This window comes from Bathymodiolus heckerae thiotrophic gill symbiont, assembly GCF_900180345.1.
Lineage (GTDB): Bacteria > Pseudomonadota > Gammaproteobacteria > PS1 > Pseudothioglobaceae > Thiodubiliella.
Window position 1 is genome coordinate 15030 of sequence record NZ_FXLV01000002.1, and the last position, 12009, is coordinate 27038.

General features: G+C 38.9%; 10 protein-coding genes. 6 read left to right on the forward strand and 4 right to left on the reverse strand.

What is annotated here, in order from left to right:
* Window positions 1-18: 18 nt before the first annotated feature.
* From soxZ to dnaE, 4 genes are all read left to right on the forward strand, one after another.
* Entirely contained in the window at window positions 19-321 is a 303-nt protein-coding gene (gene soxZ / locus CRYPD_RS00425) for a thiosulfate oxidation carrier complex protein SoxZ (RefSeq protein WP_138145601.1), read from the forward strand.
* Between the two features lie 27 nt (window positions 322-348).
* Window positions 349-1212, forward strand: coding sequence for a sulfur oxidation c-type cytochrome SoxA (gene soxA / locus CRYPD_RS00430; RefSeq protein WP_138145602.1), 864 nt, complete (start codon window positions 349-351; stop codon window positions 1210-1212).
* A gap of 11 nt (window positions 1213-1223) precedes the next feature.
* Window positions 1224-1547, forward strand: a complete 324-nt coding sequence (locus CRYPD_RS00435) for a hypothetical protein (RefSeq protein WP_138145603.1) — start codon at window positions 1224-1226, stop codon at window positions 1545-1547.
* Between the two features lie 92 nt (window positions 1548-1639).
* The gene (gene dnaE / locus CRYPD_RS00440) at window positions 1640-5104 is read left to right on the forward strand and encodes a DNA polymerase III subunit alpha (protein WP_138145604.1); all 3465 of its coding nucleotides are present in this window, start codon (window positions 1640-1642) and stop codon (window positions 5102-5104) included.
* Here the strand turns inward: dnaE and CRYPD_RS00445 are convergent.
* From CRYPD_RS00445 to ribD, 3 genes are all read right to left on the reverse strand, one after another.
* Complete coding sequence (locus CRYPD_RS00445) at window positions 5092-7350, reverse strand: DNA internalization-related competence protein ComEC/Rec2 (RefSeq protein WP_171004252.1); 2259 nt, start codon at window positions 7348-7350, stop codon at window positions 5092-5094. The genes dnaE and CRYPD_RS00445 overlap by 13 nt on opposite strands.
* Window positions 7351-7723: 373 nt before the next feature.
* Window positions 7724-8914: a bifunctional phosphopantothenoylcysteine decarboxylase/phosphopantothenate--cysteine ligase CoaBC gene (gene coaBC, locus CRYPD_RS00450; protein ID WP_138145606.1), complete on the reverse strand. Its 1191-nt coding sequence runs from the start codon at window positions 8912-8914 to the stop codon at window positions 7724-7726.
* Window positions 8911-9957: a bifunctional diaminohydroxyphosphoribosylaminopyrimidine deaminase/5-amino-6-(5-phosphoribosylamino)uracil reductase RibD gene (gene ribD, locus CRYPD_RS00455; RefSeq protein WP_138145607.1), complete on the reverse strand. Its 1047-nt coding sequence runs from the start codon at window positions 9955-9957 to the stop codon at window positions 8911-8913. Before ribD ends, coaBC begins: the two co-directional genes overlap by 4 nt.
* A 47-nt stretch (window positions 9958-10004) precedes the next feature.
* On the opposite strand from ribD, the gene recA reads away from it, so the two are divergent.
* Both recA and CRYPD_RS00465 read left to right on the forward strand, forming a co-directional pair.
* Window positions 10005-11030 carry a recombinase RecA gene (recA, locus tag CRYPD_RS00460; RefSeq protein ID WP_138145608.1) on the forward strand — a complete coding sequence of 342 codons (1026 nt, stop codon included), beginning with the start codon at window positions 10005-10007 and terminating at the stop codon, window positions 11028-11030.
* On the forward strand, window positions 11023-11436 hold the full coding sequence (locus CRYPD_RS00465) for a regulatory protein RecX (RefSeq protein ID WP_425290257.1): 414 nt from the start codon (window positions 11023-11025) through the stop codon (window positions 11434-11436). The genes recA and CRYPD_RS00465 overlap by 8 nt, the downstream gene beginning before the upstream one ends.
* A gap of 420 nt (window positions 11437-11856) precedes the next feature.
* Here CRYPD_RS00465 and CRYPD_RS07765 read toward each other — a convergent pair whose 3' ends face one another.
* Window positions 11857-12006: a hypothetical protein gene (locus tag CRYPD_RS07765; RefSeq protein WP_171004253.1), complete on the reverse strand. Its 150-nt coding sequence runs from the start codon at window positions 12004-12006 to the stop codon at window positions 11857-11859.
* Window positions 12007-12009: the final 3 nt, after the last annotated feature.

A 12009-nucleotide genomic window follows, 5' to 3' on the forward strand; every position in this document is an offset into this window, starting at 1 on the left:
TTAATAGGAGAATATATTATGGCAAAGATTAAACTAAAGTCGAAGGCTAGAAAAGGCGTTATCATTATTAAAGCACTCATTAAACACCCAATGGAAACTGGTCTTCGCAAGAAGAAAGGTAAATTAGTGCCTGCAAATCACATTGAACATATGGTTATATTGCATAATGGCAACAAAGTGATTGATGCAGATATCGGCAGTACAGTGTCTCAAAACCCTTTCTTTAAGTTCAGAGTTGCTGGTGCTAAAGGCGATACTATTAAACTTGAATATAAGGACAATCTAGGAAAAACAGGCTCTAAGACTGTAAAGTCTAAGTAGTTTGCTTTTATTATTGAGGAGAGATTAATGAAAAAATTAATAACAACAATAGCGGCAGCGGCTTTGTTAAGTTCTACCGCTGTATTTTCGGTGCAACAATCATCAGTCGTACAAGCTGATATTGATGTCTTTCAAGATTATTTTAAAAAAAGGTTTCCTGATTTATCGTTAAATGACTTTTCTAAAGGTCCTTATGCAATGGATGAAGATAAAATGTTGCAGTTTGAGGCAGCGATGGATATGCCTCCATTTGAAGACCATGTGGATAAAGGTGAGGAATTATGGAAAACTGCTTTTAAAAATGGCAAGACTTACTCTAGTTGTTTCTCAGGTGACGATATAACTTTGCGTACGCAGTTTCCAAGATGGAATGCTACCAAAGGTAAAGTAGATACTTTAGAGCAAGCCATTGTTGATTGTCGTGTTAAAAATGGCGAGAAGAAAATTGGTACTGGCAAAGGCAGGCTGGCATGGATGTCGGCTTATTTAACCACTATTGCTGAAGGTCAAAAAATCAATGTGATTGTGCCTGAAGGTGATGCCAAAGCATTAGCGGCTTATAAAGAGGGTAAAAAGTTTTTCTACGCTAAGCGCGGACAGCTTAACTTGTCTTGTGCGAATTGTCATGTTGACAATCCGGGAATGCGTATTCGTGGTGACATACTTTCCCCTGCACTTGGTCAAATTACCCACTTTCCAGTATGGCGCGGTAAATGGGCTAGGAAGAAAGGAGATGGTTTTGGCACTATTCAGCGTCGTTATGGCGGTTGTAACAAGCAAGTTCGTGCCAAGCCATTTAAAAGACATAAGAGTCAATACAACAATCTAGAATATTTCCATACAGTGATGAGTAATGGTATGGAGATTTCTGGCACTGAATACAGACAATAAAGGAGATAAAGATGAAAAAGATATTATTAACAACATTAACTGTATTTGCATTGTCGGCTCAGGCTGATTTGACTTCAGTAGATCGTGGTCACAATTGGAGCAATTCGCCCATTGTATTTGAAGTTGAAGTAAGATCTGCTAAAGCTGAACAAAGGAGAGCTAAAAAAGCAGGTTTTGAGTGGCGTGATATTGGCAAGTTTTTGAAAAAAGCTGCTAAGATGCACAAAGCAGGCGATACCAAAGGTGCGATGAAATTAGTTAAAAAAGCTAAAACCCAAGCAATGCTTGGTCAGCAGCAAGCTAAAGATCAAGCCAATGCAGGACCTAGTTTCTAGACTTGTTTAGTTATTTAGAAAAAAAAATACCCCTTTATTGGGGTATTTTTTTGCCTGTAAAATAGAAATTTTTTATGTCATTATATTTTTAAATGTCCGCTGAATTTGTCCACCTTCATTGTCACAGCGAATACTCGGTTGAAAACAGTTTGATTCGCATACCAGCATTAGTCAATCAGGTTAAAAAGTTAGGCATGAGTGCGATTGCACTAACGGATAATAATAATTTATTTGCCGCTGTTAAGCTTTATAAGGCGGCAAAAAGTGCTGGCATTAAACCGATTTTTGGCGCTGAAATTACACTTAGAGATGAAAATAAAGCCTCTTCTTTGTTGCTTTTTTGCCAAAATCAACAGGGGTATTTAAATTTATCTGAGTTGATTTCTTTGTCTTATTTGGAAGGACAGGGTATAGACGATGTGAGTGTTACAACTGAGCAACTATGTCAATACAGTCAGGGTTTAATATTGATTGCACTGCCTGTACATAGCGATGTGGCACAGGCATTAACTGGGAATCGAATCTCCGAGGCACAAGAAAAAGCCAAATTTTGGCAACAGACATTCGCAGACCGATTTTATTTAGGTGTACAACGCACTAGTCGTATTCATGACGAACAACATTTACATCTTTGTATGGAGTTAGGATTGGCACTTGATATTCCTTTGGTGGCAAGTAATGATGTACAATTTTTAGAAAAAGATGAATTTGAAGCGCATGAAGCGCGTATTTGTATTTCCCAAGGAGGGTTGTTGGATGATGCACGGCGTGAGAAGCATTATTGTATTGATCAATATTTAAAATCAGCTGATGAGATGAGTGATTTGTTTGCCGATATTCCTGAAGTGATTGCTAATAGTGTTGAAATTGCTAAACGCTGTAATGTGCATTTTGAACTATACAAAAAGAATTATTTGCCAGATTTCCCTGTGCCTGAAGGGCTCAATATGGCACAGTTTTTCTCTCAAGAGTCAGAAGCAGGGCTAAACCAACGCTTAGAAGGAATAAAAGTTGAGCGTCAAATTTACGATGAACGCCTAAAGTTTGAATTGGGTGTTATTGTTCAGATGGATTTCCCTGGTTATTTTTTAATTGTTGCTGATTTTATTCGCTGGTCTAAAGACAATGGCATACCTGTGGGGCCGGGTCGTGGCTCTGGTGCGGGTTCATTAGTGGCATACGCACTTGGTATTACGAATGTTGACCCGATTAAGCATGAATTGCTGTTTGAGCGCTTTCTAAATCCTGAGCGGGTTTCTATGCCAGATTTCGATGTGGATTTTTGCACCGAACGCCGTGATGAAGTAATTGAGTATGTGTCACAAAAATATGGCACTGAAAAAGTATCTCAAATTATCACTTACGGCACCATGGCGGCAAAAGGAGTGGTGCGTGATGTTGGGCGTGTTTTGGGGCATCCTTATGGCTTCAGCGATGGTATTTCTAAATCTATTCCAAATGATTTAAAAATCAATTTATCGCGTGCACTGGGTCGTTTTGCAGAAGATGATTCGCAAGAAAATAAAGACAAATGGTTTTCAGAGGAGTTGGCTCAGCGATATGATTCTCAAGAAGATGTAACCACACTGATTGATTTATCTTTGCAATTAGAGGGTTTGGTGCGTAATGTAGGCACTCATGCGGGTGGCGTGCTGATTGCACCAAGTAAAATTAGCGATTTTTGTCCGGTTTATAAGGCCAGCGAAGAGGACGGCGTAGTTTCGCAATTTGATATGAAAGATGTTGAGGCAGTTGGATTGGTTAAGTTTGATTTTTTAGGTTTGTCAAATTTAACAGTAATTGATAAAGCTGTCAAACTCATTCATGCCAAAGGATTGAGCGAAAATTTAATTGATATCGATGCTTTGTCGTTAGAAGATGAAGGTGTTTACGAATTATTACAGCGATGTGATACCACGGGTATTTTCCAGTTAGAGTCAGAAGGGATGCGTAGTTATTTAAAAAAACTGCAAGCCGACTCATTTGAGGATATTGTGGCAATGTTGGCTTTGTATCGCCCAGGACCACTTGATGCTGGCATGGTAGATGATTATATCAATGTCAAGCATGGTAAACAAAAAGTAAAGTATCCGCATCCAATGTTAAAAGAGGTTTTAAAGCCAACCAACGGCGTGTTTTTATACCAAGAACAAGTGATGAAATCTGCACAAGTGATGGCAGATTATTCACTCGGTGGGGCAGATTTATTGCGCCGAGCAATGGGTAAAAAGATTGCTGCAGAGATGGATGCACAGAGAGGAGTGTTTGTTGAAGGTGCTGCTAAACATGATATTGATGAGAAAAAAGCCAATGAAATTTTTGATTTAATCGATAAGTTTTCAGGCTATGGTTTTAACAAATCTCACTCAGTGGCGTATGCTTATATATCTTATCAAACTGCATGGCTTAAGGCGCATTATCCCGCTGCCTTTATGGCGTGTGTGCTCTCAGGAGTGATGGGCGATACCGATAGAGTTAGCTCTGTTGTGAATGATGTGCGGGCTATGGGGCTTATTATTCAAGCCCCAAATGTAAACGAATCGCTTTATGAATTTAGCATTCAGAATGATAAAGCCATTACTTATGGCTTGGGTGCGCTTAAAGGGGTAGGCGAAGGCGCTGTTGAGGCGTTGGTTGCCGAACGAAATGTGCATGGCAGTTATCAAGACCTGTTTGATTTTTGTATGCGCATAGAGAAGCAATTTCTCAACAAGCGCACGCTTGAGGCATTAATTTATAGCGGTGCTTTGGATGAATTTAAAGTTGATAGGGCAATCTTGATTCAGACTTATCCAAGTGCCATGAAACAAGCAGAACAACAACAAAATGACCGATCAAGCGGGCAAAGTGGGCTGTTTGGCGATGTGGAGGGTTGTAACGAATATGAGGCACATTATTTGTCAGTACCACCTTTTTCCTTTAGGCAAACACTAGAATTTGAAAAGAGTGTGATGGGCTATTACTTTTACTACCATCCGACAGATGAGTATCGAGGTGATTTAAAAAATATTTTTGCTGTTTTACCACAGAACACAGCATTTAGAAATAATAAAGAAGTGCAAGTATTGGCACTTCTTTCTGAAGTGCGTCATCGGACCACTAAGAATGGTAGGCAAATGGCTTTAATTACACTTGAAGACAGTAAAATTAAACTGAATGGTGTTATTTTTGCCAAGGCATTAGAGTCAGGCTCAGTGAGCGATGTGCTAATTGCTGATACCGTGGTTGTGGCATCTGGAAAAATCAACAAAGATTACCGTGATGAATGGCAATTGGTGGTTGATAGCATTGAAAGTATTGATAAGGTGAAAGAAAAATACGCCAGAAGTTTTGAAATATCGCTCAACAATCAACATCTATTGCAGTTTGAACAGCTTTCAATGCTGCTTAAACAAAACCAAGGACAATGCTTGGTTAAACTACATTACCAACTAGAACAATCCAGAGGCTCTATATCGTTAAATCAAGCGTATTCTGTTAAGCCAAGTCAACAATTAATTAATGCAGTTGATGCCTTGTTAGGCAGTCGCACCAGTCGTATTAATTATTCACATTGACGCAAATAGTAGCGTGAAAAATCTCTCCTGTATTCTTTAAATTCAACGCCATCATCAAGCAGGATGTTAATTTGTCCAGAGCAATTGGTTTGTAAAACTTTGATGTTGTTGAGTTGATAGCGTTTAATAATGGTTTTAGCAGGATGGTGAAAACGGTTCTTAAAACCGCTAGAAACGATAACCAATGAAGGCGATACTGCCTCTAAGAATGTTTGTGTTGAGGAGGTTTTACTGCCGTGATGTGGTGAGAGCAATACTGTACTTTTTAGTTTTTCTTTGTTGTTTTTTACTAGATGGTGTTCGGCTTCTCTCTCAATATCTCCAGTCAGTAGTACGCTATGTTTTGGTGTGGAGATTTTGAGCACGCAAGAGGCATTGTTGCCCTTAAAATGAGTGTTTTTATCAGGGCTGAGTATTTCAAATATTACCCCATCCCATTGCCAATTTTGCCCCGTTTGGCAAGGAAGTGTTGTGGGTTGAATTTTTTCAGGTACCGAGGTTAATATTTCACTCACTTTGAAATTGTCTAAAATATTATCAAGTCCACCGATATGATCGTTGTCGCCATGGGAAATAATCACCTTGTCTAGATGTTGAATGTGCTGGGCTTGGAGGTAAGGCGTAATCACGCTTTCGCCAAGGTTGAAGCCAGAGCGATATTTTGCGCCTGTGTCAAACAACAATGTGTGATGTTTGGTTTGCACCACGCTCGCCAATCCTTGACCCACATCGAGTGTGGTAATCAATACTGAATTGTCTTCTATGTGGTTATTAGGCGCAAATAAGATCAATACCAACATAGGAGCGGATAGCCACCGTAGTTTTAGTGCCTTGGGTAAGATGGCAATAAATACGATGCCGATAAAGAAGGTTAAATCTATCAGCGAGGTTTGTGCGTAATGCCATTGATTAAAATCGAATTGTTGTAAATATTCCAGTATATAAGACAAATAAATAAGTGCCTGATTGGCAATAGAAAAACTTATTTCTGATAAATACAACAGTTCGCTAAAAGTCAGCAATGCGCCGATGAGCGATAGCGGTGTTACGATAAAACTAAATACAGGTATGGCAACCAAATTGGCAATGGGTGAGAGCACCGAGCCTGCGGAAAAGAACCAAATCGTGAGTGGTAGTGTGGCAATGCTAATCAGCAACTGGATGTAGAGTAGGCGATAGAGCCAAGATTTGTTCTGATATTGTCCAACGCCGTAAATAATCACTGCTACTACATAGAATGACAGCCAAAAACCAACACTAAAGACACTCAGTGGATTGTTGATTAATACCAAAAGTAGCGCTGCGCTATAGAGTTGCCAAATATGGTGATGGCGTTTGAAAATAATGGAGGCAAAAACCACGCTTGCCATTATAAAAGCACGACCTGTTGGGACTGAAAAGCCAGCAACCAGTGCATATAAAAAAGCAGACAATAGCCCAAAATAAGCAGCCATAACTGGTGCTGGCACCACCAAACTCAGGCGTGTGGAGTAGCGCCATAAAAACTGCACCAACAAAAATACAAAGCCAGAGATAAGACCAATATGCAGGCCAGAAATAACGCTAAGGTGAGTGGTATTGGTAGCCTTGAACAATAACCAATGTTTGTCGGTGATTAAAGAGCGGTCGCCAATAATGAGTGCATTGATTACACCGCCAAACGCTTGTTTTTCTAAAATTGGCAATAAAGAATAGCGGATATTTTGTCTAAGTCTGTCGGCTGATGGCACTTTGTCAGCAGCACTAATATGCTGGTTGGCAGACGAAGAGCGAACATAACCCGTTGCATCAATGCGCTTGTAAAACAGCCATTTTTCATAATCAAAACCGCCTAGATTTTGGTAGCCATTATTGTGTTTTAATTTTAGCAGCAGTTGCCAAGTATCGCCCGTATGTAAAGTAGGCACTTTTGGGTTATCAGGGTGATTGTACCAAGCCAATTTTAAGTGCCCTTGAAAGGGCGAGTGTGCTTTGAAAATAAACTTTGTGTTGCGCACGGTTTTTTCAGGTAATTCGATAATTTCACCTGTAACAAGTATGGGTTTATTAAGGTAAATATCCTTGATTTGATTTTTGAGAACTTGTGTTGATGTTAGGCTCATCCACACAAAACCAAGCACCAAAGCCACTAAATTTAAACTCAGTGCCTTGTGCCTTTTAAAACTCACAAAAATTACCAAAATAAAGGTAAAAAATAACCCCCATTCTACAGGGCTTATTTGCAGGGTGTTTTTGAGTGAAAACAAGCCGATTCCAAGGAGAAAATTTAAGGCATAAATTAGCATAAAGATGGGTAATAAAATAACATCATAATGTTACAAGTTTGTGATTGTTTAATATTCTGTGAAACACCTGATTTAATGCGTAAAACTTTAAAAGTTTTCCCCATTACAAAGTAAAACTAAAAAATACACATACTATTAAAGTTTATTGGTTTTCATTTATTTTATAAGTCATTGATTTTTAATTAAAAAAAATAAGTGATTGTTTTTTATTCAAAACCATAAAAACACGCAATACAGCAACACTTTTTCTGATTTTTATGAAGATATTAACAGAGTTATCCACAGTTTTGTGGGTAACTCTATTGAGTGTTGATTTAACAAGGTTTTCCGTGTTTTATAAAAATTTTTCACTCAGTATTTCGACAATTTTTCGACCCAGTTTTTGTTTGCTGTTTTTTTCGATTTTTATGGTATTTTTATGGTCTAAAAATAACACCTCATTTTCATCACTTTTGAAGCCTAAATCGTTTCTAGAAACATCATTTAAAATAATGGCATCACAACCCTTATTTTTAAGCTTATTTTTGGCATTTTCGAGCAAATTTTGTGTCTCTGCGGCAAAGCCAATGCACAGAGGTTTTGGTGTTAATTGACACACAGATTTTAAAATATCTTTGGTGGGGGTAAGCTCTAAAATTAGATTTTTTTCAGACTTTTTGATTTTGTCTTTTTTGATGGCTTGAGCCGAATAATCACTTACGGCAGCACAGGCAATAAAGATATCTTGCTCAGTAATATTATCCATTACTGCTTGATACATTTCTTCAGCGCTCATTGCTGAGATTAGTTGCGCTTTTTGATTGAGCGTAACACTAATATTGCCATGCACAAGTGTTACTTGTGCACCCGCTTCAATGCAAGCATTTGCAAGCGCTGAGCCCATTTTCCCACTAGAATGGTTGGATAAATATCTGACAGGGTCAATCGCCTCAATGGTTGCACCGAGGGTGATTAACACTTTTTTGCCACTAAGTTTGGTATGTTGAAAAAGCAATCCTACTTGCTCAGCAATCGCACTTGGTTTGCCTAGACAACCTTTGCCAATATCGCCACAAGCCTGCTTGCCACTGTCAGGCTCAATGAGTGTTATTTGCCTTTCGAGTAATATTTTTAAGTTTGCTTGCATGCTATCAGCGGTATACATTTGTTGGTTCATTGCTGGTGCAATTAGGATTGGACAATCGCTCGCCAAAATAACGCTGCCAAGTAAATTACCAGCTTTGCCTGAGACTAAATTAGCAATAGTATGGGCACTGGCTGGCGCGATTAAAATAGCATCTGCCCATTTGGCTAATTCAATATGCCCCATGGATAATTCGGCCTCTTTGTTCCATAAATTGTTGTGCACTTTGTTTTTAGAAACCACTTGTAAGGACAATTCAGTAATGAATTGTGCGCCACCTTGAGTGAGAATAACACGCACTTGTGCGCCCAAATCTTGCAATCGGCGCACAATATTAGGCGCTTTATAAGCAGCAATTGAGCCACTAACGCCTAGAATAATATTTTTATTGGTTAATGTCATTTTGGCGTTGCGGTTATTTTAATATCATTGCCTAGCATTCTTATGTCGCTAATGTTGAGTTCAATTTTATCTGCCAGTGTGTCAATTGGCAGGCTTATCATTGAGTTAGCGTTGCTGCCCATTAATATCGGTGCAGTATAAATGACAAACTCATCAATCAGCCCTTCTGCCTTCATAGCACCAATCAAGCCAGCCCCAGCCTCTAGTAAAATGCTATTGATATTTTGCACTGCTAATTGCGACATAACATTGACTAAATCCAATTTTCCTGTGCTTTTAATTTGTGTGTTTGTAGGGGTAAAAACTTGGGTGCTGGCATCGCTGGAAAATATTTTTAACGCAGTGTTGGTGATTTGATTTTTGCCATCAATCACCACACGAAGTGGGGCGTTATTAATGCCATCAAGGCGTAGCGTCATTGACGGATTGTCTGCTAATATTGTACCAGAGCCGGTCATAATCGCTTGGTTGGCGGCGCGTAATTTTTGTACATCTTGCCTTGCTGCCTCGCCTGTAATCCATTTACTTTCACCAGATGCCATCGAAGTTTTGCCATCTAAGCTCATAGCAATTTTACAGGTAATAAAAGGCAATCCAGTTTGTATACGCTTAATAAAAGCACGATTAAGTTGTCTGGCTTCGGCTTCAAGTAGGCCAATTTCTACAACAATGCCAGCATTTTCTAGTATTGCCACGCCTTTGCCATTAACTAAGGGATTGGGGTCAAGTGTGGCAATAATAACTTTTTTAACACCGGTATCAATAATTGCCTGCACACAAGGTGGTGTTTTGCCTTGGTGGGCGCAAGGCTCTAAAGACACATAAAGTGTTGTGCCATTTGCTTGGTGATTGATTTGTGCCAGTGCGTTAATTTCTGCGTGTGCCTCACCAAAAGTCTGGTGGTAGCCCTTGGCAAGAATTTCATTATCCTTAACAATTACGCAACCCACCATAGGGTTGGATGCAACACCGTATCGACCTTTGCGTGCAATCTGGAGTGCTAGCGACATAAAATGCGTGTCATTTTTTGAAAAAGTTGTCATAATATTTCGTATATAATTACACCACATTTTACCTAAGGAGAAACGCAATGGATGAGCAGAAAAAACAAGCCCTAAAAGCTGCATTAGCGCAAATTGATAAGCAGTTTGGCAAAGGCTCGGTAATGTTTTTGGGCGACGAAGGGGCGAGTGCTGACATTGAAGCAGTTTCTACAGGTAGTTTGAGTTTGGATATTGCACTTGGTATTGGCGGTTTACCTCGTGGGCGTGTGGTTGAAATTTACGGCCCTGAATCCTCCGGTAAAACCACCTTAACCTTACATGTAATCGCTGAGATGCAAAAACTTGGTGGTACTGCGGCTTTTATTGACGCAGAGCATGCACTTGACCCTCAATATGCTAAAAGATTAGGCGTTAATACCGATGAGTTGTTAATTTCCCAGCCTGACACAGGCGAACAGGCGCTAGAAATTACCGATATGTTGGTGCGCTCAGGCAGTGTGGATATTGTAGTGATTGACTCTGTTGCAGCACTCACGCCGAAGGCAGAGATTGAAGGTGAAATGGGTGCATCACATATGGGTTTGCAGGCGCGTTTAATGTCTCAAGCCTTGAGAAAATTGACTTCTAATATTAAAAAAACCAATACCATGGTGATTTTCATTAACCAATTGCGTATGAAAATTGGGGTAATGTTTGGCAATCCTGAAACCACGACTGGTGGCAATGCGTTGAAGTTTTACGCTTCAGTGCGTTTGGATATTCGCCGCATTGGTGCGATTAAGAAAGGCGACGAGATATTGGGCAATGAAACCCGTGTTAAAGTGTTGAAAAACAAAGTCGCACCTCCTTTCAAACAAGCCGAGTTTCAAATTCTTTACAACGAAGGCATTTCTCGTGAAAGTGAAATTATTGATTTGGGCGTAAAACACGGATTTGTGGAAAAAGCAGGTGCATGGTATAGTGTTGGCAGTGAGAGAATTGGACAAGGCAAAGACAATGCCAGAGACTATCTCAAACAAAATGCCAAACTCAGCCAAAAAATTGAAGGGCAAATTTGCGACAAACTTATGGCAAAAGACGATGATTTAAATCAGGACACAGACTCTGAATAAGTCAGTCTATAACAGTGCTTTAACAATGCTCGCCAAACGCGAGCATTCTTATTTGGAACTGACTAAAAAACTTGCGCAATATTATCAAGTAGACGAAGTAGAACAAGCACTGGAAAAACTTAAAAACCAAAATTACCAGTCTGATGAGCGATTTACCAACGAATTTATTCAAATGCGTTTTAATCAAGGCAAAGGCCCAATCAAAATAGCCATTGATTTAAAGCAACGAGGCATTGAAAATTTTGATTTATCTGCATATGATTTTTTCACCCTAGCAAAAGAAGTTAGAACATCAAAATACAGCGAAGCAACCCCAAGTAACTACAAAGAAAAAGCCAAACAACAACGCTTTTTACAATCTCGAGGCTTTGGCTTTGATGAAATTAAGTTTTCTTTTGAACCATAATTTTAAGCCAAGAAAACACCTATCGTTAGAATTTAGCCAATGCATTAGCATTCGGCTAAAATGATTTGTTAGGTGTGCTACTTTGTTTTTTCTAAATTTATTGATTGTTAATTTTAGTATTTTTAATAACTGACTTTTAATGCTAGGAGAAGTATCTATTTAGCACTAGAAATGTATTTTTTCCATCAAAGAAATTTACGAAGTTGATGAATCTGGTGAAAGATTATTAGGCGAGTATAATCACTTAATCCAAAAGCATGATTTAAAAAAAAATTGCAAGTGCGTTTGAGAAGTGGGCGTAAAAACAGAAATTGAGTTTTTGGAGTTAATTTAATGATAACTAAAGAGAAAATTAATCAAGCTGGATATTGTTTTATTGGAAAGTCAAATAATCTTTCTAAAAATGATGCTGACAACATATTAAAAGAGACCTTTGCATAAATAGGGATGATTAGCAAAATTCAATTTTTGCCAGATTGGTGATTTTATTAAACCTTGTCCTAGCAGGGCTAAGGCTGGGTTTAAAAAATCGCCAAGCGGGTGAAAAGTGGATTTTTGATGATTATTCATATT